The 21,768-nt window shown below is 62.3% G+C and carries 21 protein-coding genes; 11 read left to right on the top strand and 10 right to left on the bottom strand.

Going from position 1 to position 21,768, the window contains the following annotated elements; all coding sequences use genetic code 11:
* Positions 1 to 399 precede the first annotated feature (399 nt).
* From flgA to VGD45_RS04740, 3 genes are all read left to right on the top strand, one after another.
* Positions 400 to 1,137 (top strand): flagellar basal body P-ring formation chaperone FlgA, encoded by a 738-nt coding sequence (flgA, locus tag VGD45_RS04750; RefSeq protein WP_331154120.1) that lies wholly within the window; start codon positions 400 to 402, stop codon positions 1,135 to 1,137.
* A 291-nt stretch (positions 1,138 to 1,428) separates the two neighbouring features.
* Positions 1,429 to 1,740 carry a flagellar biosynthesis anti-sigma factor FlgM gene (gene flgM, locus VGD45_RS04745; RefSeq protein ID WP_331154119.1) on the top strand — a complete coding sequence of 104 codons (312 nt, stop codon included), beginning with the start codon at positions 1,429 to 1,431 and terminating at the stop codon, positions 1,738 to 1,740.
* 18 nt (positions 1,741 to 1,758) lie between these two features.
* The gene (locus VGD45_RS04740) at positions 1,759 to 2,244 is read left to right on the top strand and encodes a flagellar protein FlgN (RefSeq protein ID WP_331154118.1); all 486 of its coding nucleotides are present in this window, start codon (positions 1,759 to 1,761) and stop codon (positions 2,242 to 2,244) included.
* A 38-nt stretch (positions 2,245 to 2,282) separates the two neighbouring features.
* Here the strand turns inward: VGD45_RS04740 and VGD45_RS04735 are convergent, their stop codons facing one another.
* The 5 genes from VGD45_RS04735 to VGD45_RS04715 form a co-directional block, all read right to left on the bottom strand.
* Positions 2,283 to 2,585 (bottom strand): hypothetical protein, encoded by a 303-nt coding sequence (locus VGD45_RS04735; RefSeq protein ID WP_331154117.1) that lies wholly within the window; start codon positions 2,583 to 2,585, stop codon positions 2,283 to 2,285.
* Between the two features lie 13 nt (positions 2,586 to 2,598).
* Complete coding sequence (locus VGD45_RS04730) at positions 2,599 to 2,793, bottom strand: hypothetical protein (RefSeq protein ID WP_331154116.1); 195 nt, start codon at positions 2,791 to 2,793, stop codon at positions 2,599 to 2,601.
* 232 nt (positions 2,794 to 3,025) lie between these two features.
* Positions 3,026 to 3,226, bottom strand: coding sequence for a hemin uptake protein HemP (gene hemP, locus VGD45_RS34050; RefSeq protein ID WP_349263210.1), 201 nt, complete (start codon positions 3,224 to 3,226; stop codon positions 3,026 to 3,028).
* A gap of 90 nt (positions 3,227 to 3,316) precedes the next feature.
* Positions 3,317 to 4,462, bottom strand: coding sequence for a DUF6607 family protein (locus VGD45_RS04720; protein WP_331154115.1), 1,146 nt, complete (start codon positions 4,460 to 4,462; stop codon positions 3,317 to 3,319).
* Between the two features lie 106 nt (positions 4,463 to 4,568).
* On the bottom strand, positions 4,569 to 5,954 hold the full coding sequence (locus VGD45_RS04715) for an L-serine ammonia-lyase (RefSeq protein ID WP_331154114.1): 1,386 nt from the start codon (positions 5,952 to 5,954) through the stop codon (positions 4,569 to 4,571).
* 204 nt (positions 5,955 to 6,158) lie between these two features.
* Here VGD45_RS04715 and VGD45_RS04710 point away from each other — a divergent pair, with 204 nt between their 5' ends.
* From VGD45_RS04710 to VGD45_RS04695, 4 genes are read left to right on the top strand one after another with little or no spacing between them, the layout of a single operon-like run.
* Positions 6,159 to 6,785, top strand: a complete 627-nt coding sequence (locus tag VGD45_RS04710; RefSeq protein WP_349263215.1) for a PepSY-associated TM helix domain-containing protein — start codon at positions 6,159 to 6,161, stop codon at positions 6,783 to 6,785.
* A gap of 7 nt (positions 6,786 to 6,792) precedes the next feature.
* The gene (locus VGD45_RS04705) at positions 6,793 to 7,314 is read left to right on the top strand and encodes a DUF2271 domain-containing protein (protein WP_331154113.1); all 522 of its coding nucleotides are present in this window, start codon (positions 6,793 to 6,795) and stop codon (positions 7,312 to 7,314) included.
* A 21-nt stretch (positions 7,315 to 7,335) separates the two neighbouring features.
* Positions 7,336 to 8,142 (top strand): DUF4198 domain-containing protein, encoded by an 807-nt coding sequence (locus VGD45_RS04700; protein ID WP_331154112.1) that lies wholly within the window; start codon positions 7,336 to 7,338, stop codon positions 8,140 to 8,142.
* An 8-nt stretch (positions 8,143 to 8,150) separates the two neighbouring features.
* Complete coding sequence (locus VGD45_RS04695; protein WP_331154111.1) at positions 8,151 to 9,524, top strand: sulfite reductase subunit alpha; 1,374 nt, start codon at positions 8,151 to 8,153, stop codon at positions 9,522 to 9,524.
* Between the two features lie 12 nt (positions 9,525 to 9,536).
* On the opposite strand, the gene VGD45_RS04690 is transcribed toward VGD45_RS04695, so the two are convergent.
* The gene (locus VGD45_RS04690) at positions 9,537 to 9,887 is read right to left on the bottom strand and encodes a hypothetical protein (protein ID WP_331154110.1); all 351 of its coding nucleotides are present in this window, start codon (positions 9,885 to 9,887) and stop codon (positions 9,537 to 9,539) included.
* A gap of 203 nt (positions 9,888 to 10,090) precedes the next feature.
* On the opposite strand from VGD45_RS04690, the gene VGD45_RS04685 reads away from it, so the two are divergent.
* Positions 10,091 to 10,282 (top strand): hypothetical protein, encoded by a 192-nt coding sequence (locus tag VGD45_RS04685; RefSeq protein ID WP_331154109.1) that lies wholly within the window; start codon positions 10,091 to 10,093, stop codon positions 10,280 to 10,282.
* A 3-nt stretch (positions 10,283 to 10,285) separates the two neighbouring features.
* On the opposite strand, the gene moeB is transcribed toward VGD45_RS04685, so the two are convergent.
* Entirely contained in the window at positions 10,286 to 11,422 is a 1,137-nt protein-coding gene (gene moeB, locus VGD45_RS04680) for a molybdopterin-synthase adenylyltransferase MoeB (RefSeq protein ID WP_349263209.1), read from the bottom strand.
* A gap of 297 nt (positions 11,423 to 11,719) precedes the next feature.
* Between moeB and VGD45_RS04675 the strand changes: the two genes are divergently transcribed.
* Positions 11,720 to 12,610, top strand: coding sequence for an AraC family transcriptional regulator (locus tag VGD45_RS04675; protein ID WP_331154107.1), 891 nt, complete (start codon positions 11,720 to 11,722; stop codon positions 12,608 to 12,610).
* Between the two features lie 6 nt (positions 12,611 to 12,616).
* Here VGD45_RS04675 and VGD45_RS04670 read toward each other — a convergent pair whose 3' ends face one another.
* Positions 12,617 to 13,120: an asparaginase domain-containing protein gene (locus VGD45_RS04670; RefSeq protein WP_331154106.1), complete on the bottom strand. Its 504-nt coding sequence runs from the start codon at positions 13,118 to 13,120 to the stop codon at positions 12,617 to 12,619.
* 620 nt (positions 13,121 to 13,740) lie between these two features.
* On the opposite strand from VGD45_RS04670, the gene ilvB reads away from it, so the two are divergent.
* Both ilvB and VGD45_RS04660 read left to right on the top strand, forming a co-directional pair.
* Positions 13,741 to 15,534: a biosynthetic-type acetolactate synthase large subunit gene (gene ilvB / locus VGD45_RS04665; RefSeq protein ID WP_349263213.1), complete on the top strand. Its 1,794-nt coding sequence runs from the start codon at positions 13,741 to 13,743 to the stop codon at positions 15,532 to 15,534.
* A 591-nt stretch (positions 15,535 to 16,125) separates the two neighbouring features.
* Positions 16,126 to 19,056 (top strand): TonB-dependent receptor domain-containing protein, encoded by a 2,931-nt coding sequence (locus VGD45_RS04660; RefSeq protein WP_331154104.1) that lies wholly within the window; start codon positions 16,126 to 16,128, stop codon positions 19,054 to 19,056.
* 150 nt (positions 19,057 to 19,206) lie between these two features.
* Here VGD45_RS04660 and VGD45_RS04655 read toward each other — a convergent pair whose 3' ends face one another.
* Positions 19,207 to 20,475, bottom strand: a complete 1,269-nt coding sequence (locus VGD45_RS04655) for a TetR/AcrR family transcriptional regulator (RefSeq protein ID WP_331154103.1) — start codon at positions 20,473 to 20,475, stop codon at positions 19,207 to 19,209.
* Between the two features lie 63 nt (positions 20,476 to 20,538).
* On the bottom strand, positions 20,539 to 21,741 hold the full coding sequence (locus VGD45_RS04650; protein ID WP_331154102.1) for an acetyl-CoA C-acyltransferase: 1,203 nt from the start codon (positions 21,739 to 21,741) through the stop codon (positions 20,539 to 20,541).
* Positions 21,742 to 21,768: the final 27 nt, after the last annotated feature.

Below are 21,768 nucleotides of genomic sequence, written 5' to 3'. Positions count from 1 at the left end.
CTCCCTCCTTCCGGCACCGTGCTCCCCCTCAGTCGCGCTATCGCGCGACGTCGTCGGGTCCCGTCCCTGGGCGCACTTTGCCGAAAAGGTCCCTCTTTCTCGACAATGCCGGAAGAAGGGAGGTCACCTCGAACGTCGCCTTCGGCTTTGGTGGCACATTCCGGTTCCGGAAGGCCCGCCGCAGGCGAAATAATAAATTCTTGGTTCCCCGTCCCGTTCACGGGAGGGGGTTAGGGGGTGGGTCTTCTGGCCCAGCTCACATAGATAAGTAGGGATTTAAGCATCCGCCTGATTTGTCGGGTGCGTCACAGTTCCTACGATGCATGCTGTACGGGTGCGCACGTTTGGGGAGCGTGCGTGATTTCTGGCATTTGAATTGCTTTATTTCAGGCAGCGTCAATGAGACGACTCTCGGCGGGTGTGATGTTCCATCGCTTCTTAATGAGTGCCCTGGCGGTCTTGGCATTGGCGGGCACAGCCAACGCCCAGTCCTATGCAGGCGCCAACATTCAATCCATCGACGCGATTCAGGCCGCGGCTGAAGAGTTCGTACGGTCTTCCCTGCCGGAAAATTCCGTCAAGCATTTCGTGACTGCCAACAAGCTGGACCCGCGGCTGCGATTGGATGCGTGCGCGTCGCCGCTCGAGGCTTTCTCACAAGGCACGGCGATGAACACCGGTCGCATGACCATCGGCGTGCGCTGCCCGGCCGCCACGACCTGGACTATTTATGTGCCCGTGACCGTCGAGGTCGAGGTATCGGTGCTGGTGTTGCGCCGGCCGCTGTCGCGGCGCTCACCGGTCGAGATTGCCGATGTGGAGCCGCAGGTTCGTCGCCTGCCGGGATCGGCCTCCATGTTCGTAAGCGATGTAGCGAGCTTGCAGGGCCATCGACTGAAGCGCTCCCTCCCTGTTGGGACGGCGCTGACAGTCGACATGCTCCAACCCAACGTGCTGGTCCGTCGCGGTCAGCGAGTCACGCTGATCGCCGCGAATGGTCCGGTGCAGATTCGCGCCCAGGGCGAGGCGCTCACCGAGGGCGCCGCCACCGAGCGCGTGCGGGTCCAGAATGTGAGCTCGCTCAAGGTTGTGGAAGGTGTGGTGGAAAGTGCTGGAGTTGTCAGGGTCGGTTCGTGAAATCTGGCCCGGGAATGCGACAATTTTCTGCTGTTGAGGGTTTCCCTGAGTCGCTCACGGGTGTGAATGGCCCGAAAGCGTGCCTGGTGTCTCAGTACGACTGTCAGACGGGAGTGGATGAAGCCAAGTTGATTTGACGTATTGTCATGCCGGTTTCTCGCAGGCTGCGAGTTCCCCCTAAGCCACCTCTGAGGCCGTGGCCGATGAGGTTGCTAAAGTTCTCAGAATCGCAGCCGTTACACCCTTCGAGCGGTGCGACGTGGTTGTCGGCGCCGCAACCGGAGAACGGACGTGACTACCAAAATCACTGGCTTCCAGAACACCCCTGTGCAGGTGGGCGCCGATAAGTCGGTGTCGCGCACGCGTGATGGCGCCGCTAACTCCGCCGAGGTGGCGAGTCAGCCGGCCAATCCCGTGCGGATCACCGATCAGGCCCGCCAGTTGGCGGCGCTGGAACAGACGGTGAATAGCGCGCCGGTGGTGAACGAGGCGAAAGTCGCCCGCATCCGCCAGGCGATCGAGGATGGTAGTTATCAGGTGGTGCCGGAGCGCATCGCCGACAAGTTGCTCCGCATGGATCGCGAACTGGGAGCAGCTCAGTAATCTAAGGAGTAAAGGTCCGTGGATCCGGTTGCCTGTCGCGATCATCTCGACAAACTGATCGCCGAAGAATCGAACACGCTCGACCAGCTGTTGACGCTGCTCGACCGTGAACATGAATTGCTGGTCGCCAACGACGTCGAAGCGTTGGATCGCGCGACCCAGGCGCGCCAGAACTGCATCGGCACGTTGCTGCGGATCGAAGACGAACGCAAATCGCTGTGCCGTGCTTTGAACGTGCCGGCGGACGTGCAAGGTCTGGATCGCATCCTCGCGTGGTGCGACCCTGGGAAACAATTGCGCCGTCGCTGGAAGGAGCTCGGCGAACGCGCCAACCGCTGTCGCACGGCCAACGATCGCAACGGTGCGCTGGTGACCGCGCGACTGAATCGCGTTCAAGGCATGCTGGATGTGGTGACTGGCCGTGCTGGTCAGCCGAAAGTCTACGGCCGTCAGGGCGCGTTCCAGAATCAGCCGCGCACCGGGCGCGTGCTGTTCTCCGTCTAGAGCTACTGTCACCTGGCCTTCCGCCAGGTGACTTTGTTTCAAGCGTCGATGCGATTGAGATCGACGGCTCTCTCGGGCGCCGGCGACGCGTCACTATTGGCGACCACATCTCCCAGGCGCAGCAGAATGCTCGCAGTGAGCGACCTGCCCTCTTCTTTCACCATCCGCGTCACCGCCAGGTTCAGCAGCGCATTGGCAATGTACTCACGTTGCGCCATCGGCACATCGCGCAGCGAGCTTTGAATCCGATGCATCACGGACTGCAGCTGCGCCACTTCCACGCCGCGATCGTCATCCGTCATCACACGAGTCAAACAACGGCGGGATACGACTGCATTCATCACGAATCTCTCCTCAAGACAGGAAACGCAGCGCTTCGGCCAACGCTTTGCAGCCGACGATGGCGGCGAGCACGGCGCTGACACGAGAAGGGAATGCGGGAAGCGGCACGCGCAGCCAGCGCTGTCGCGGCGAGGCTGAATAGACGAGCGCGACGGCCAGCATCCAGGTACCGATCGCAAAGCTCAACAACCAAACATGTGTTGGCACGGGCTACCTCAGATCACGCCGATGTTTGTTTTTCGGCGGCGTATGAGAGAGATAGCTAGCTGCGCCATCTGGGGAAGGACGGCGCTGGCGGGCACATTTTAAAACTCGGGATCGGGCATCCTGCCACGACCCTCGTGCGAGCCCAGCGAAAAGCGTGGTTTTCGCTGGCTCGCCGCCGCCTGCGGCGGCGGGGTACATCCATGTACCCGAAAAGCTGCCCTAGTTGTGGCGGCTATTTCGTGAGAATCAGCTTGTTACTGTGAGTCACACGCAAGCGGTAATACCCGCCGCTGTGCTCGATCAGAATTTCCCGCGCCTTACCGAACAGCTCTTCGGAGCGCAGTAAAGGAATCGCCGGCCCTCGAGCGAGCTCGGTGGCCGGCGATCGAACCTCCGCAGGGCGGAGAGGGGTTTTCGGTTGGTGTTGCAGCATGGGTGCAAATGATAATGCTTCTCAATAACAAAGCAAGCCTCTATTGGACTTTTCTGATTTTTTGCCGATTGCTGCTGATGAAGGGGCGCGCTAGGGCAACGCGCCCATGTCTTTCAATGCGTTACGTATGACCGTCTGATTCTGGGCGCTGGCCGCGGCGCCCTGCTCCGCGACGGCATCTGCTTGGGCGAATAAGGGAAAGAACAGACCCAGCTTGTCGACCGGTCCCTTCAACGTGACTTCCCCCTGCTTCACGAAAATCTGCGACCACTCATCGCGCACCTGGTCCCAGAATTGTTTGGTTTTATCGTAATAAGTGTCCGCCTGAGCGAAGTCGGCATCGCGAATTCGCTCGTAACGAGCGACGCCATACTCACGCGCCACGTAAGGACGCGATGAATCGACTTCACGCGCGGACGTGAGCACGGTCTTCAGATTGTTTTCTTCTTGAATCCAACCCGTCGGCGCGATCGTGTGACGATTGGTCCCGACCAGCACTTGATAGTCGTCACGCACGCTCCACTCGCGACGAGGCAGCGGACGCCATGTTTCTCCGCTCATCCATGTCGAGAAGCTCGCGGAATGTTCCCAACGTCCGACGCTCGCATACCGTGGCGATTCGTCGACTTGATACACGGTCTGCAGCCATGCGCCCTTGGAATCCGTGGCGCTCAGCTTGCGGCGCTGCCAGCGGTCGCGGCCGCGATACTCGACGATGTGAGTTGGTTCGTATTTCCAGTCCTGCCGCCAATGTTTGGTGACCATGGGCTCGCTGATCGAGCCATCCTTCTGCACGATGCGCATCTCCAGGATGTGCACGAGACTGACGTTCTTACCGTCGTCACTGTCGACGTAGACTTTTTCCGTGCCCCACGATTGGTACGGCGCGTTCGGCTTTTCCTGCGTGACGAAAGGCACGACCTCCAGGAAGTCGAACGTGACGCGATAAGTCCCGGCCATTGCGAGAATGGCGCGGCGATCGCGCTCTTGCGACGAGAGTCCGTCGGCGCGCACGTCCTTCCAGGCTTTGGAGGGTTCGAGGTCGAGCGTTACTGGCGCGCCCTTCGTCGTGCCGCCGCGCGGCGCGGGCGCACCCGATTCCAAGGGCCACGAGAATGTGTAGCGAGCTGGCGCGGCGCTTTGTTCTTTTGGTTTGCCGGCGTACTCATCGGCATTCGCGGCGGCGACACACACGGCTGCCGCGATGACAGCCACCCAACGATCCACTCTGGTCATGACCAACTCCTGAACGCATTCAGCTCGGATCCGACGCGGTCCTGGCGGTGAGCGTCAGTGTAACGAGCTGTCAGTTCCGAGTTAACTCACTGGTGGATCGAAGAGTTCAGCATTCCGGGAGATTGACTGCGAGGCCCCCCAGCGAGGTTTCTTTGTACGAGTCCTGCATGTCGGCGCCGGTCCGGCGCATGGTTTCGATCACACGGTCCAACGTAACGTGATGCGAGCCGTCGCCCATCAACGCGAGTCGTGATGCGTCGACAGCCTTCACCGCGCCGGTCGCGTTCCGTTCGATGCACGGAATCTGCACCAGACCGCCGATGGGATCGCAGGTCAGCCCGAGGTTGTGCTCCATGCCGATCTCGGCGGCGTTTTCGATCTGCTGATTCGTGCCACCCTGCGCGGCCGCCAGGCCGGCCGCGGCGATGGAACAGGCCACGCCGATTTCTCCCTGACAGCCCACTTCAGCGGCCGAGATGCTTGCGTTGGATTTGTACAGCGAGCCGATCGCAGCGGCGGTCAGCAGAAAGGTGTGGCGTCCTTCGCGCGTACCATTACAGAAACGATCGAAGTATCGCAGTACAGCTGGCACGACGCCGGCCGCTCCGTTCGTGGGCGCCGTGACGACCTTGCCGCCCGCGGCGTTTTCTTCGTTGACGGCGAGCGCCCAGGCATTTATCCAATCCATCGCGATCAGGCCGTCGGCGGTGTTCGTCTGTTCGCGTTTTTCCAACATGGCGCGCAGCTTCGCGGCACGACGCTTCACATTCAGACCGCCCGGCAAAATGCCTTCCTGGCGCAGGCCGCGATCGATACAAGCGTTCATGGCTTCCGAAATGCGATCGAGGCCGGCGAGCACTTCTTCGCGGGTGCGCGTCGCGCATTCGTTGCGCATCATCACTTCGGCAATCGTCAGGCCATTGCTCTCGGCGACTTCCAACAGCTCCGCGGCATCCGAAAACGACAACGGTACGTTGGTCGCGGCAGCAGCCGTGGCAGGCGCTTTCGCTTCTTCGTCACTTACGACAAAGCCGCCACCTACTGAATAGAAAGTCGCTTCGCGCAGCAGATTACCGGCGGAATCGCGCGCGAACAGCGTCAGAGCGTTGGGGTGATACGGCAGACTTTCCTTGTAATTCCAATGAATGTCTCGCTCGATACGGAAGTCGATCTCGTGACTACCGGCGAGCGCGAGCTTGCCGTGTTGACGTACGTCTTCGATCAGTTTGGCCGCCGCATCCGGATCCACTTGCGCCGGCAGCCAGCCGGCCAGACCGGTGGTGACGGCCGTGTCGGTCGCATGTCCCTTACCGGTGAGCGCCAACGAGCCATACAAACTCACCGTCACCTGCATGACCCGCGCCAGCAATCCCTGCTCGTCCAGCGACTTCGCGAAACGGCAGGCGGCCGTCATCGGCCCCATGGTGTGAGAGCTCGACGGACCGATGCCGATCTTGAACATGTCGAAGACACTGACGGTCGCTGCGCTCAAGAGGCTGCCTCTTTCACCAAAATGGGGCGGCAAATATACGCGCTGTGCCTGCACAGCGGTGTTGCGATCGGACACATAAATCGATCCGGCAAGACCCGAACTTAGAATTTCCCCTATCGCTCTTGCCAATGAGAATTATTCTCACCAATATGTCGGCCCATTACCGGCCCGGCCACGGGCTGATTCGGGCGTCGTATCTTGGTGATTTCCCAGCAAAAAAGCCGGGCCTTCTGGCTGAAACACCTGCACCAGTGGCACTGGGTCAGCGCCGCTATGTGCCTGGCGGGCATGGTGTTGTTCAGCATCACGGGCTTCACGCTGAATCACGCTTCATGGATCGGGGCGAAGCCTGAAGTAACAACTCGGAACGCCGAGTTGCCGGCTCCGTTGCTCGCGCAGTTGCGTGAGCGATGGGAACGCGATGGCAATGAGAATGCGGCGTTGCCTGCGCCTGTCGCCGAGTGGCTCGATTCAACGCTATCGGTGCGGGTCGAAGCGCGCGAGACCGAGTGGTCGGACGAAGAAATATACGTGTCGTTGCCCCGCCCCGGCGGCGACGCGTGGCTGACCGTAAATCTGCAAGACGGCGCGGTCACGCACGAGCTCACCGATCGCGGCTGGCTTTCCTACTTCAACGATTTGCATAAAGGACGCAACACCGGCTCCGCCTGGAGCCTGTTCATCGACGTGTTCGCGTTCGCTGCGCTGGTGTTTGCGGTGACGGGACTGCTGCTGCTGAAGATGCATGCGGGCAATCGTCCCGGGACGTGGCCCATGGTGGGGCTCGGCCTGGTGCTGCCGTTACTGCTGGCGATTTTGTTCATCCATTGAGGTGCTCATGAAATTTGTAAGGATGCTGACGGCAGCCGTGCTGCTGATCGGATCGAGCGCTGCGGCGCTCGGCGCGGAGTTGAACATCAAACTCGAGATTCCGCGCCTCGACGTCGCCGAGTATCACCGTCCCTACCTCGCGGTGTGGGTCGAGAACCAGGATCAAACGACCGCCGCGCAACTCGCCGTCTGGTATCAGACCGATTCGAAGAAAGAAGACGGCACGCAATGGCTGAAGGACCTGCGCCAGTGGTGGCGTCGCGGCGGCCGGGAACTGGAAATGCCCGTCGACGGCGTCACAGGCGCGACGCGTCCCGCCGGCGAGCACGTGTTGAGCTTCAAGGGCACCGACAAACAACTCGCTCAACTCGCGCCGGGCAAATACAACGTCGTGGTCGAAGCGTCGCGCGAAGTCGGCGGACGCGAGCTGCTGCGGCTGCCGTTCGAATGGCCCGGCACTCAGAAACAACAGGCGACGGCCAAAGGCAAGACCGAGCTCGGCGCCGTCACGCTCAATGTCACTCCCTGACTTCACTTCGCGAGGAAGACCATGAAAACCGCACTTCGCGTCATCGCCGTCACCACTGCCCTGCTCGCTCCGTTCGCCAGCCACGCGCACAAGGCGTGGCTGCTTCCCTCGGCTACCGTCTCTACGGTCGATCAATGGATCACCGTCGACGCCGCGGTCTCGAACGATCTGTTCTACTTCAACCACGTGCCGCTGCGCCTCGACATGCTGGCCATCACTGCGCCGGACGGATCGAAAGTCACGCCCGAAAATGCGCACACTGGCAAATATCGCAGCGTGTTCGACGTCCAGTTGAAGCAGAACGGCACGTACAAGGTGGCACTGGTCAATCAAGGCTTGTTCGCCAGTTACGAGGAAAATGGCGCTCGCAAACGCTGGCGTGGCACGGCTGCGAAGTTCGCGAGTGAGGTGCCCGCCGACGCCAAGAAGCTGGAAGTGAGCGAGTCGGTCGGTCGCATCGAGACATTCGTCACCGCGGGCAAGCCGACACAGGACGCCCTGAAGCCCTCCAACGTCGGCATCGAATTGATTCCGGTGACCCACCCGAATGACTTGTATGCGGGCGAAGCCGCGAAGTTTCGTTTCCTGCTCGATGGCAAGCCTGCCGCGAATCTCGAAGTGGTCGTCCAGGCTGGCGGCACGCGCTATCGCAACGAGCAGCAGGAACAACAGTTGAAGACCGACGCCAATGGCGAGCTGAGCGTCAACTGGCCTACGCCCGGGATGTATTGGCTGGAGACCGGGCTGCAAGATCAGAAGACGTCGTTGCAGCAGGCCAAGCAGCGCCGACTGAGCTACGTCGCCACCTTCGAAGTGTTACCGCAGTAACCGCGGGAATGTCTGGGATACTCGCCGGCATCAGCGACGCACGCCTGTACTCGGCGTGCGTCGTCGTCGTTCTATATCTCACGACCTGCGCATACTTTCTGTGGCCGCGCCGGCGGCCGGCCATCGTCGTCAGCGGTAATAATCATGCGACGTTGATCGCTTTCGCGAGTCAGACCGGATTCGCGGCCGACCTGGCGAATCGAACGGCCCAGTCTCTGCAAGCCGCCGGTGCGCCGGTCATGCTGGCATCGCTACAAAACATCGACGAGCGGATATTGCGCGAAGCCAAGAGTGCTCTGTTCGTGGTGAGCACCACCGGCGAAGGCGACGCGCCGGACCCCGCCGCTGGTTTTGTCAGAAACGTTCTAGACAGCTCCGTGCCGCTGAAGGAACTGAGTTACGGAGTGCTCGCGCTCGGGGATCGCGAGTACGACAACTATTGCGCCTTCGGACATCGGCTCGATCAATGGCTGCGCCACCAGGGCGCGACGGCATTGTTCGATGTGATCGAAGTCGATAATGGCGATGAAGGCGCGCTGCGCCACTGGCAGCACCAGCTCAGCGTCCTCAGTAACAGTCCCGATCTGCCGGACTGGGAAGCACCGCGCTACGAACGTTGGCGACTGACAGCGCGGGAGCACGTGAATCCGGGCAGCGCAGGCGATGCGTGTTTCCACATCGAGCTGCGGCCGCAGGCAGACGCGAGCGCCAGTTGGGAGGCGGGCGACATCGCGGAAATCGATCCTCGTAATTCGACGTGGGACACGAGACTAGAGTCCCTGCCCCATCGCGAATATTCCATCGCTTCGTTGCCCACGGATGGCGCCATCCACCTGCTCGTGCGCCAGATGCGCCGGCCCGATGGCGAGCCGGGCTTGGGCAGCGGCTGGCTGACGGCAGGAGCAAAGATCGGCGAGGACATCGCCGTGCGCGTGCGCTCCAATCCAAACTTTCACGCGCCCGAAACCAATGTTCCGTTGATCCTGATCGGCAATGGCACAGGTATCGCCGGCCTGCGAGCGCTCATCAAAATGCGCATCGCCGGGGGCAGGCATCGCAACTGGCTGATCTTCGGCGAGCGCAATGTCGCCCACGACAGGTTTTATGGTGAGGAGCTAGAGCAGTGGCGCGCTCGCGGACAACTGGAACGCATCGACCTGATGTTTTCCCGCGATCAACCGGAGCGACGCTACGTACAGCACCGAGTCCGCGAATGTGCGGATGAGTTGCGCCGATGGATCGCCGAGGGCGCAGCGATCTATGTCTGCGGCAGTTTGCAAGGAATGGCTCCAGCGGTCGACGCCGCGCTGTCAGAAGCGCTGGGCGCCGACACGCTGGAGGAATTGGCGATCGCGGGCCGCTATCGCCGCGATGTTTACTAACTCCCGCTGGGGTCAAAAACCCCAGCCGAGGTAGTTCGGATACGGCGTCCGTTCGCCAACGAAACGCAGGCCTTTCACGCAGCGGACGATCCACCACACGGCCAGCGCGAGCAGGATAGGAATGCCGATGAACACCCAGCTCAACACGACGCCGATGGCGCCGATCAGCAAGCCCATCCAGAACGTGCGGATCTGCAGCTCGTAGTGCGTGCGCAGCCACTCCGGCGCGCCATCCCGGTAGATGTACGCCATGATCAGGCCGATCAAGGCCGTCACGCCCGAGACCAGCGCCAGCAAATAGAGCACGTAAATGACATTGGCGATGGTCGTATTCGCCGAACCTTCCGTTACGCTCTGATTCACGAGTAGCTCCCACGCCGCAAGGGCGAAACATGGGAGGAATTGTGCGACCGATCACAGCTTTGGCTCAACCGCATTCACCGGCAAATAGCCGCAGCTGGCCTGGATTCTTGCCGGCGGGGAATCAATTACATGCTCCGCGCCCCGATGATGCCGACCGACGCCCGGCGTACTCTGTTGCCACAGTAAAGAGTAAGGAGACATCCATGCTCGATTTCGAAGACGACAACGTGATTCACATGCCGACCTCCGTCCCCACGGCGCTGCCGGAAGCGATGAAGGCGCTGGAGCAGGCTCGCGAGCGCCGTCGCGCCGAGCTCGCTGACTGGGAACCGTCCGGCGGCTGGCTGGTGAATCAGCGCAACGTTCGGCTGCATACGCGCGCCGGCGCGCGCTGAAGATCAACCCACCGGCGCGACGACGAACGACGCGTCCAGTTCCTTGGCCCAGCCAAGCAAGCCACCTTCCAAGTGAGCCACATTCGCCAGCCCGGCGCGCGTAGCGATGGCCGATGCGGTCATGCTCCGCGCGCCGCTGCGACAGATGAAAACAGCCGGCCGGTCTCGCGGAACCTCCGCTAGACGCTGCTGCATTTCATTGACCGGAATATTCACCGCACCCGGCAAGTGAGCCACCGCGAACTCGGCGGGTGCGCGCACGTCGATGATCGCAACTTTATCCAACATCGCGCGCAGCTCGGCTGGAGCGAGGCGTCGTACTTGCGCCATCACATCGGCGCTGCACAGCTCGACGAGATCGGCAGGCTCGCGAATCGTCGGATGATCGCCGCACACCGCGCAATCCGATCTGCGACTGAAACGAAATTCGCCGAAGCGCATGGCCAATGCATCGTAAGTCAGGAACCGTCCCACTAACGGCTCGCCGACACCGACGATCAGCTTGATCGCTTCGGTGGCTTGAATCGTGCCCATCACCCCTGGCAACACACCGAGCACACCGGCCTCCGCGCAATTCGGCACCAGGCCGTCGGCGGGCGGCTCAGGAAACAAACAGCGATAGCACGGCCCCTGACCGGGCACATACGTCATCGCCTGCCCTTCGAAACGATGGATGGCCGCCGACACCAGCGGCTTACGAAGAATCACGCACGCGTCATTGGAGATATAGCGCGTGGTGAATCGATCGGTGCCGTCGAGCACCAGGTCGTAGTTGCTGAAGATCTCGCGAACGTTCGCGGCCCGCAGCTCGACGGGATGCGAGATCAGCTCGATCTCCGGGTTCAACGCCAGCAAACGTTCCTTGGCGGCCTCCGCCTTGGGGCGACCGACGCTGTGCGTGTCGTACAGCACCTGGCGCTGAAGGTTCGAGAGGTCGACCCGATCGTTGTCGATCACGCCTATGGTGCCCACGCCGGAAGCGGCGAGATACAGCGCCGCGGGCGACCCGAGTCCGCCCGCACCTACGAGCAGCACCTTGGCGGCCTTGAGTTTTTCCTGGCCTTGAACACCGACCTCGCGCAACGACAGGTGCCGGCTGTAACGGGCAAGATCGGCTGGAGACAAAGACACGGTCGACATCCCCTGACCATCACACTTGCAACCACCTGTGTCAACTTGCCGGCCTCCTGGCGCGTGATGTTGCTAAATAGTAAAAACAGGCGTGGCATGAGTTGCGCGGTCCACCGGCGGCAGCCAGCCCTTTTGGCCCGGCCAGTGGCGCGCTGCCCGTGGCCTGCTCAATAATTCCGGCGTCGCCGGCCCGCCTATTAGGCCCGCGGGCAGCACATTCGGATGCTGACTGACACGGAGCGGAGCAGCCCACCAGGCATCGCTCGTTGTATCCTCGACGCAGCAATGCGGTGCCGGAGATCACCGATGAACGCCACCAGCAACCTTCGTCCCGCCGCGGCCACAGCACCGCCGCGAGGCCCCCAGTTCGTCCATGCGCTGCTCAACAACTTCTCCGCCGGCGTGACGCGTATCGACGCGATGCCTTACGCGATCGTCTGCATGCACATCGGGCCGTCGGTCGAAGTCACTTGCGACCGCGGCGGCAAACTGCGCCATGGCCGCGAAGTCGCCGGCGATCTGGACATCATTCCTGCGCACACGCCCGCTGCGTGGGAAACCAAGCAAGGCGGCACGACGCTGGTGATGCGTGTGCCAGACGAGTTGTTGCGAAGTGTGGCCATCGAGCTCGACATGGATCCGGCCAATATCGAGATCGCCGATCGCTTTCAATTGCGCGATCCGTTCATCGAGCACATTGGGTGGGCCATCAAAGCGGATCTGGATTCTGGCGGCTCGGGTGGACGTTTGTTTCGTGAGAGCCTCGGGACTGCGTTGGCGGCGCGATTGTTACAGCGGCACAACCGTCGCTCGCTGCCGATGCGGGATCCCAAAGGCGGCTTGAGCGCATGGAAGCTCAAACTGGTGATTTCGCATATCGAAGACAATCTGGAAAGCGAGCTGTCGCTGGCGGAAATCGCCAAGGTGGCCGGCGTCAGCGTGTCGCATTTGAAAACATTGTTCCGGCGCTCGACCGGCACCCCGGTGCATCAATACATTTTGCGCCGGCGTGTGGAGCGGGCGAAGCTGTTGTTACAGGACGAATCGTTGTCCATCGCGCAGATCGCGTTCGCCACGGGCTTCGCACACCAGAGTCATCTGGCCCGGCACATGCGCAAGATCTTGGGCGTCACACCCGCCGCCGCGCGTCGTGACTTGGCGCACGAGCCAGCGCAGGAGCAGGCCGCTAACGCTTGATGCGGACTACTCGGCCGTCGACACGAAGCGCGCGTGCTCCCGATCCTTGCGCACTTCGTCGCCGCGGAAGACCTGACCGCTCATCGCCACATACACGCCTGGCGGTAAGGTCTGTACCGCCGCGAATGCCATGCCCAGATTGAACATCGCATCGCTCTCGGCGAACCGCGCCGGCGACAGAGCGCCTGTGAACACGATGGTCTTGCCGGCAATCGCCTTCAGCACCTTGGCCGACTCGGTCATGGTGTCGGTGCCATGCGTAATGACGACACGATCGGTGTCCAGCGCGGCCACCGTCTCGTACAGAGCACGGCGATCCTGATCGGTCAAATCGAGGCTGTCCTTACGAAACAGCTCGACCACGCGAAACGGCCGCGTCACGTTGGCCACGTCCAGCATTTTCTTGACCATCGGCTCGCCAATCTTGTACGCGCTGAGCGCGTCGAAGTAGGCCTTGTCGATGGTGCCGCCGGTGGTAATGACTACGATGGGAGCGATGACTTTCTGCATCCGCCCAAGATACCAGCCAGCGTGGCCTGACTGAAGTGACCCATCGCGGGTTCGGTCAAGTGGAAGAGCCACTTTTTTGCCGCGGCGGCGCGTTCACAAGAAGAGGCGTCGGTAGCTGGCGCCGCCCGAGGTGACCTCCCTCCTTCCGGCACCGTGCTCCCCCTCAGTCGCGCTATCGCGCGACGTCGTCGGGTCCCGTCCCTGGGCGCACTTTGCCGAAAAGGTCCCTCTTTCTCGACACTGCCGGAAGAAGGGAGGTCACCTCGAACGACGCATTCAACGTGCGTGGAATATCCCGCCAGCTCGCCGCAGCGAGTTTCTGTACTGGCGCGTGCTCGCCGCAGGCGAGCACAGGATATTGAATTCTTGGTTCCCCCTCCCGTTCACGGGAGGGGTTAGGGGGTGGGTCTTCCGGTCACAGGGTGAACCTGACCGAAAAACTGGGGGCCTGCGCGCCCCAGGGTGCCAAATAGACGCTAGGCATCGCCTTGCTGTAGGCTCCCCCGGTCGCATAAACCCGGTCGCAAGCAGCGATCCGGGCGCATTTTTTTCCGGAAACAGTCGTGAAACACAGTCCTGCCGCGCTCTCCGCCGCCAGCCACCCGCTTGCCGGCAAGCAGATGTCAGGCGCCGAGATCATTGTCCAGGTGCTCGCCGACGAAGGCGTGGAGACGGTATTCGGCTATAGCGGTGGCGCGATCCTGCCGACATACGACGCGATATTCGTGCACAACCGCGACGGTGTGAAAGAAGGGCGGCAGCCCATGCCGCTGGTCGTGCCGGCCAACGAGCAGGGCGCGGGCTTCATGGCGGCGGGGTACGCACGGGCGACCGGAAAGGTCGGTGTGTGCGTCGTGACCTCCGGGCCGGGAGCGACCAACACGGTCACGCCGGTGCGCGACTGTATGGCGGACTCGATCCCCATCGTGGTCATCTGCGGTCAGGTGCCCACGGGCGCCATCGGTAGCGATGCGTTTCAGGAAGCGCCGGTCGCGAGCATCATGGGCTCGGTGGCGAAGCACATCTTCCTGGTGACTGACGCCGCAAAGCTGGAAGCCACCGTGCGCACCGCGTTCGAGATCGCCCGCACCGGGCGGCCGGGGCCGGTGGTCATCGACATTCCCAAAGACGTGCAGAACTGGAAGGGCGCCTTCCAGGGCACGGGCCGGTTGCCGGTGCCGGGTTATCGGCATCGCATGAATCGTCTCCTGCGCAGCACGCTGTCCGATGCGCAATGCGCCGAATTCTTCAGCATGCTGGGTGAAGCCAAGCGGCCGCTCATTTATGCGGGCGGCGGCGTGATTCAATCCGGTGCGGCGCCGGCGCTGCGCGAGCTCGCTATCGAGCTGAACATTCCCGTCGTTACTACTTTGATGGGCCTCGGTGCGTTCGACACGACACATAACCTGTCGATGCGCATGCTCGGCATGCATGGCGCCGCGTTCGCCAACTACGCGGTCGACGACTGCGATTTCCTGATTACTCTCGGCGCGCGTTTCGACGATCGCGTCGCCGGCAACCCGCCGAAGTTCGCGCCGAATGCGAAGCGCATCGCGCAGATCGATATCGACGCTTCCGAAGTGAACAAGGTGAAGCCGGTTCATTGGCATCACGTCGGGATGTTGCCCGAAGCGCTGCGCACGCTGCTGGCCTATGGCCGGCGCGGGAACTTCAAGCGCGACTGGTCGGCGTGGATCGAGCATTGCGCCCAACTCCGTCGCGACCATGCGATGAACTACGACCGCGACAGCGCGCTCATTCAGCCGTATCACGTCATCGAAGAGATCAACCGCCTCACCAAGGGCGACGCCATCATCAGCACCGGCGTCGGCCAGCATCAGATGTGGTCGGCGCAGTACTTCGACTTCCGCAGCCCGCGCCTGTGGCTCACCTCGGGCAGCATGGGCACCATGGGTTTCGGCCTGCCCGCTGCGATCGGCGCGCAACTCGCCAATCCCGACAAGCTGGTGATCGACGTCGACGGCGACGCCAGCATTCGCATGAACCTGGGCGAGCTGGAAACGGTCACGACCTATGATCTGCCGGTGAAGATCGTGGTGCTGAACAACTGCGGCGACGGCATGGTGAAGCAATGGCAGAAGCTGTTCTTCAAGGGCCGCCTGTCCGCCAGCGACAAGTCGCTGCACAAGAAAGACTTCATCAAGGCCGCGCAGGCCGACGGCTTCCAGTACGCGGTGCGCCTGGATCGCAAGCAGGACGTCGAGCGTGTGGTCCGCGAATTCATCGAGTTCAAGGGTCCCGCCTTCCTCGAAGTCATGATCGACCCGGACGCCGGCGTGTATCCCATGGTCGGCCCCGGCCAGGCCTATGACGAAATGATCACCGGCCAGCACATCAACTCCCGCAACACTCCGAAGCCGATCCGCCCGCCGGACGCCTCGGAAATGTTCTAGTCGAGCTCGCCTCGGACGCGCCGACCGCCGGTCGGCGCGTCACCCAAACAGCGTTTTCGAATGTACGGTTCGCTGAACCGTACCGTCCGCCCGTGCCCGCGTTCGAGTCACCGGCGCTTCCATTCTCACCGTCCGACGCCCCGCCCATTTCTGCCGCAATGTCTGCAGCGCGGTACCGAAGGGTTAGATGTCGCTTGCGCGCATCAACCAAACAAGAGTTCTAAAACAGACATTCCCTGAAGCGGCGTGCAGGCGTTTCCCGCCAACGGTGGTTAACCAAACACACTAAGCCTTGACACTCAGGCTGCACCGCAGGCGACAAAACTGGCCTGTTTTTGATGTTCTTCACACTCCAGTGTCAAGAAAGTATTAAGGATGCAACAAAGCATCATTTAACATTAGGTCGCGCTTGACGTCGTAACGGGGGATACCGCAGTTTCCAATCCCACTAAAAATGCCAACGGTCGTGGCGGGAGCGCCACGGACGCACGGACAGCACTGCAACGTATCGGCGAAAACGTCACGAATTTGTTTACCGGAAAGCAGCGCCGGGCGGATGCCCGGTTTGCCCGGACTATGTCAGGAGGATCCATGAGTTCGTATTTGCGTTCGAGTATTCACACCGCGCTGCTGGCCACAGCGCTGGCGGGGGCGGGGGCCGCTAACGCGGCGGAGCCGGATCAGACGGCGTTCATCGAAGAGATCGAGGTGATCGTCGTCACCGGTTCGTACATCGAGGGTGCGGCCGAAGACGCCGCGCTGCCCATCGATGTGTTGCGAGCGGAAGACCTGGCCAAGCAGGGCTCGCCCAGCATGGTCGAGCTGATCAAGCAGATTCCCGCCGTGCAGGGCGTGGTTGGCGAGTCGAATCAGTTCACCGCGCCGAACACTTCCGGCACCGCCAACATCAACCTGCGCGGCCTCGGTGGCGTGCGCACGCTGGTGCTGATGAACGGCCGCCGCCTCGCGCAGTCGCCGGCGGGCACCATCGGCTATGACGTGAACCTGTTGCCGACGGCGGCCATGGGTCGCATCGAAATCCTGAAGGACGGCGCGGCCGCGACCTACGGCTCCGACGCCGTCGCCGGCGTGGTCAACTTCATCACCAAGCGCGGTTACGAAGGTCTGAACCTCGAAGGCTCGTACAACTACATCGACGGCTCCGATGGCGATTACAGCGCCAACCTGCTGTGGGGCACGAAGGGCGACGACTGGGATGTGCTGGTCGCCGGCGGCTATCGCCATCGCTCCGAGCTGTCCACGCGCGATCGCGACTTCGCGTTGCGCCCGATCACCGAGAATCCGAACGGCGGTTACTCCAGCGTCGGCAATCCCGGGGCGTTCTCCATCATCAACGCCGCCGGCGCCGCGACGAGCTTCCGCGATCCTGGCTGCACGGAGCTCGGCAATATCGAGAGCCGCAATCCGGTCACGGGCGGTCCGCAATGTACTTTCCAGTTCACGCCGTTCAACAACCTGGTCGAGCGTGAAGAGCACTACAACGTCTACAGCGAATTCAACAAGCTGTTCGGCGAGAGCACCGAGCTGCACGTCGAAGCGATGTACGCCGTGCACCAGACGCCGGAGGAGAATTCCTCGCCGTCGTACGGTCCCACCGTCGGCCCGAACCTGACCTTGAACGCGGACGGCACGCGCAGCGTGACCGGTCCGACGTTCTCCGTACCGGTCGACAACCCTGGCTTCACTCAGCAGATTCGCGATCTGATCGCAGCTCAGCCCGGCGGCGCGGCTGCGCTCGCGGGTGCGCAAAGCCTGCGTTTCAGCGGTCTGTCGTGGCGTCCGTTCGGCGCCGGCGGCAATCCGCTCACCGGCGAAGGCAAGCAGGACGAGCGCAACTTCGACGCGTTTCGTATTTCCACCAGCCTGAATGGCGAAGCCTCGCTGTTCAACTGGGATGTCGGCGTGACGTTCATGGAGACAACCCGTGAAGTCATCACTCCGGACATCATCACCACGCGCCTGCAGGCCGCGTTGAACGGCCTCGGCGGACCGAACTGCACCGGCACGACGCCGGGCGCGCCGGGCTGCTTGTGGTTGAACCCGTTCTCGAGCGCGGTGCAGATGAATGCGGCCACCGGCGCGATCAACGACCTCACTTACAATCCGAACACCGTAAACACGGCGGAGCTCGCCTCCTGGTTGTTCCAGGAGAACGCGTACGAAGACACCGCCAGCACCTTCGTCGTCGACGCGGTGTTCAACGGCCAGCTGCCGTTCGGCTTCGCCGCCGGCGACATCGGTTGGGCGGCCGGTCTGCAGTATCGCGAAGAAACATTGGAGCGCGATCCGAACGATCTGACCGATCTCACCAAGAATCCGTGCGTGGATTCGCTCAGCGGCAACATGAACTGTAACGTTCAGACCGGCCTGTTCACGTTCCTCGGCGGCTTCACGCCGCTGGATCTGAGCCGCGACATCAAGGCCGTGTTCACCGAGTTCAGCGTGCCGATTCTGGAAAGCCTCTCGGCGCAGGTCGCCGTGCGTTACGAGGATTACGGCAGCCCGACCGGTTCGACCACCAATCCGAAGTTCTCGGCGCGCTGGCAGGCGCTGGACTGGCTGACGTTCCGCGGCTCCGTGGGTACGACGTTCCGTGGCCCGCAGCAGACGCAGCTCGCCGGCACTTCGGCGACTACGCTGGCGCTGATCTCGGCCGTGCAGCAGTACAAGACCTTCGACGTGGTCGGCGATCCGAACCTGGAGCCGGAAGAGGCGTTCACGTTCAACGTCGGCACCATCGTCAAGGCCGGCGGCTTCTCCGCGTCGTTGGACTACTGGAGCTACGATTTCGAGAAATCGCTCGAAGTCGAAAGCGGCGGCGAGATGATCTCGACGTTCTTCCGGCCGACGCCGAACGGCTTCGCGAACGGCTGCACCGACCCGGCCTACGCTGGCCTGCGCTCGCGCTTCCAGTTCAACGGCTCCTGCAGCCTGACGAACCTGTTGCGCGTCACGACCAAGACCATCAACGGTCCGGATCAGCAGTTGTCCGGTATCGACGGCAGCGTGTCGTACCTGTTCGACGGCGTGTTCCTGGGCACCGACATCCTGGTCGGCGCCGACGCTACTTACACGTTGGAGTACGAGCGTGAAGCGTTGTTCGTGGAAGGCATCATGGTCCAGGCTGCCGACGACTTCGTCGGTACGCGTGGCGCTTCGGGTCTGGGCGCGGGTTCGCTGCCCGAGATTCGCGGCGCGGCTTATGTGGACTTCGCGAACGCCAACCAGGGTCTGCGCCTGACAGCGCGCTATGTGGACGGCGTGAAGGACGTGCGCACGAGCCTGGATCAGACGGTGCCCGCTGGCCTGAACGTCGGCTCGTTCCTGACCTACGACGCGGTGTACCGCTTATCGTTGCCGGGCGAGACCACGATCACGGCGTCGGTGATCAACCTGACGGACGAGGATCCGCCGCTCACCCGTCTGGACCTGAGCTACGACCCCTTCCTGGCGAATCCGTATGGCCGTTACTACAAGCTGCTGCTGAACAAGAAGTTCTAGCCCGGCAAAAGTCGCGCCTTTTGACGGGCGTGTCGAAAGGGCCTCGGCCGCTTTCGACCAGATAAGTAGCGGAAAGAGTAATGAAAGGAAAATCGGCGCTCACGGAAAGGGCGCCGATGGGGAAGCGGGACTCTAGCGAGTCCCGCTTTTTTATTGGGCGAACAGGCCCATCAGCATGGGCTTGGCGTACAGCTCGTGCGTTTGCTCGCCGGTCGCGCCTGGCACCCACCAGCGATATTCTGCCGACGCATTCAACGTCGCAGAAAACATTTGCGCGCCGATCATCGGATCGACTGCGCGCATCGAGCCAGCAGTGATGCCGTCGGCGATCACGCCGGCGAAGCGGTTCGACACCTGGCCGTAAGCCTCGATCATCTCCTGGCGCATGGACAGCGGCAGCGCCACCAGCGCCGAGGTGCGCAACAGCGGGCCGCGCTCCGACATCTGATATGCGAACAGAGCCGCGGCGAGCGTCATCAGCTGTTCCCACTGATCGTCAGTCTGCGCGAGCACGGTGCGTTGAATGCGGCGCATGGTGTCGAAGCTGCGCTTGAAACAAGCGACGACCAGATCGTCCTTCGCATCGTGGTGATAGTAGAACGAGCCCTTGGTGACGTTGAGCCGCTCGGAGATCTTCTCGACCGAAGCGCCGCGATAGCCGCGCTCGTTGATCAAGCGGGTGGCGGCGATCAGGAATGTTTCCTGAGCGGCGGAGGTCGACGCTTCGGGCAGCATTTCATCCAGCGATACCTGCACATTGCGCCAGGTGCGGCCCGGCCCGGCAAAGCCGTGCAGGAGGATGTCACACATGCGCCTGTGCACACGCTCGAAGTCGTCCGCGTCGTAACGTCGCAACCAGATCACGGCCCAGAACACTTGCTCGCTCAGGATGTGCGCGCGGGCAGCGCGTTGGGTCGGCGTCATCCAGGCGCACTCGGGTGTTTCGAACAGCGCGCACAGCTTTGCGAAAAAACGGCGGTAAGCATCGCCGACCACGGTGCGTTGAGGTTTCTGTAACGTACGCATGTCGCCGAACAAGGCGACCGGCGGCTCTTCGCCGGCGACGATGCGTTGGCGCAGTTGCAGCCATAGCTGCAACATTCGTTGCACTCGCATGCGGGCGTCGGGTTCCCGCAGAGCCGATTCGACCAGCGCGTCGACACGGCCGATGGCGTCGAGGAAGCAGGCGACGGCCAGGTCCTCTTTTTTCCGAAAGTAATAAGTGACGCTGGTGGTGATCAGGCCGACGCGGCTGGCTACGTTGGCGAGCGTCATGCCTTTGACCCCGTCGCGGTTCAAGATCTCGCTGGCGGCCGCGACGATGGCCTGTTGCTTGCGTGCGTATTTGCTATCGGCGCGCGCCGATTTGCGCGGCCGCTCTTGCGAGGGCGATGAGACCTCTTTATCCGACGCAGACATTCCGCTGATCTCCGGGCGGGATCTGCATCCCGCCCCTGGCTTCCGCCAGTCTACAAGATCAGCCTAGAAGATCTCGAACAATCCCGCGGCGCCCATGCCGCCACCCACGCACATGGTCACGACGCCGTACTTCGCGCCACGGCGCTTGCCTTCGATCAGCAGGTGGCCGGTCATGCGCGCGCCCGACATGCCGTAAGGATGGCCGATGGAGATCGCGCCACCCGACACGTTGAGCTTGTCGTTGGGGATGCCGAGCTTGTCGCGGATGTACAGCACTTGGCTCGCGAACGCCTCGTTCAATTCCCAGATGCCGATGTCGTCCATCTTCAAGCCGTGCTGCTTGAGCAGTTTCGGCACCGCGAACACCGGGCCGATGCCCATCTCGTCCGGGTCGCACGCCGCTACCATCATGCCGCGATAAGCGCCCAGTGGCTTCAGGCCGCGCTTTTCCGCTTCCTTCGCTTCCATCAGCACCAGCGCCGCTGCGCCGTCGGACAGCTGCGAAGCATTACCGGCCGTAATGAACTTGCCTTCCTTGATGCGCTGACCGTTCTTGAACACGGGCTGCAGTCCCTGCAGATCCTGCAGCGTCGTCTTCGGGCGGTTGCCTTCGTCGAGCTTCAGGTTCATGGGCTTTTCGGAGGTCGCGCCGGTTTCCTTGTCCGTCACGATCATCACGGACGGCAGCGGCGCGATCTCGGCGTCATAACGGCCTTCGGATTGCGCCAGCGCCGTGCGCTGCTGAGACTGCAGCGAATATTGATCCTGCGCCTCGCGGCTCACGCCGTAGCGTTCGGCGACGATTTCCGCCGTCTCGATCATCGTCATATAGATCTGCGGAATGTTCTTCACCAGCCACGGATCGGCGGCGCGGAATTTATTGATCTTGTCGTTCTGAACCAGCGAGATCGATTCGACGCCGCCGCCGATCGCGATCTGCATGCCGTCGTGAACGATCTGCTTCGCGGCCGTGGCGATCGCCATCAGGCCTGAAGAGCACTGACGATCCACTGACATGCCGGACACGGTGACGGGCAGGCCCGCGCGCAACAGCGCCTGGCGAGCGACGTTGCCGCCGGTCGAGCCCTGCTGCAGGGCGCAGCCGAGAATCACGTCCTCGACTTCGGCGCCGTCGATGCCGGCGCGTTTGACCGCTTCGGCGATGGCGTGACCGGCCAGCTCCTGGCCTTGAGTGTTGTTGAACGCGCCGCGATAGGCTTTGCCGATCGGCGTGCGTGCGGTGGAAACAATGACTGCTTCGCGCATTTGAACTGTTCCTCTACGTTGGCCCTA

Source organism: Steroidobacter sp. (assembly GCF_036402275.1).
Taxonomy (GTDB): Bacteria; Pseudomonadota; Gammaproteobacteria; order Steroidobacterales; family Steroidobacteraceae; genus Steroidobacter.
The sequence above is the reverse complement of the archived record's forward strand: the minus strand, read 5'-3'. Positions and strand labels throughout refer to the sequence as shown.

What these genes read in the sequence shown, in the direction of transcription:
- flgA (WP_331154120.1), top strand. Translation starts at nt 400, where the DNA reads ATGAGACGACTCTCGGCGGGTGTGATGTTCCATCGCTTCTTAATGAGT.
- VGD45_RS04735 (WP_331154117.1), bottom strand. Translation starts at nt 2,585, where the DNA reads ATGAATGCAGTCGTATCCCGCCGTTGTTTGACTCGTGTGATGACGGAT.
- hemP (WP_349263210.1), bottom strand. Translation starts at nt 3,226, where the DNA reads ATGCTGCAACACCAACCGAAAACCCCTCTCCGCCCTGCGGAGGTTCGA.
- VGD45_RS04720 (WP_331154115.1), bottom strand. Translation starts at nt 4,462, where the DNA reads ATGACCAGAGTGGATCGTTGGGTGGCTGTCATCGCGGCAGCCGTGTGT.
- VGD45_RS04705 (WP_331154113.1), top strand. Translation starts at nt 6,793, where the DNA reads ATGAAATTTGTAAGGATGCTGACGGCAGCCGTGCTGCTGATCGGATCG.
- VGD45_RS04700 (WP_331154112.1), top strand. Translation starts at nt 7,336, where the DNA reads ATGAAAACCGCACTTCGCGTCATCGCCGTCACCACTGCCCTGCTCGCT.
- VGD45_RS04695 (WP_331154111.1), top strand. Translation starts at nt 8,151, where the DNA reads ATGTCTGGGATACTCGCCGGCATCAGCGACGCACGCCTGTACTCGGCG.
- VGD45_RS04685 (WP_331154109.1), top strand. Translation starts at nt 10,091, where the DNA reads ATGCTCGATTTCGAAGACGACAACGTGATTCACATGCCGACCTCCGTC.
- moeB (WP_349263209.1), bottom strand. Translation starts at nt 11,422, where the DNA reads ATGTCGACCGTGTCTTTGTCTCCAGCCGATCTTGCCCGTTACAGCCGG.
- VGD45_RS04675 (WP_331154107.1), top strand. Translation starts at nt 11,720, where the DNA reads ATGAACGCCACCAGCAACCTTCGTCCCGCCGCGGCCACAGCACCGCCG.
- VGD45_RS04670 (WP_331154106.1), bottom strand. Translation starts at nt 13,120, where the DNA reads ATGCAGAAAGTCATCGCTCCCATCGTAGTCATTACCACCGGCGGCACC.
- ilvB (WP_349263213.1), top strand. Translation starts at nt 13,741, where the DNA reads ATGTCAGGCGCCGAGATCATTGTCCAGGTGCTCGCCGACGAAGGCGTG.
- VGD45_RS04660 (WP_331154104.1), top strand. Translation starts at nt 16,126, where the DNA reads ATGAGTTCGTATTTGCGTTCGAGTATTCACACCGCGCTGCTGGCCACA.
- VGD45_RS04655 (WP_331154103.1), bottom strand. Translation starts at nt 20,475, where the DNA reads ATGTCTGCGTCGGATAAAGAGGTCTCATCGCCCTCGCAAGAGCGGCCG.
- VGD45_RS04650 (WP_331154102.1), bottom strand. Translation starts at nt 21,741, where the DNA reads ATGCGCGAAGCAGTCATTGTTTCCACCGCACGCACGCCGATCGGCAAA.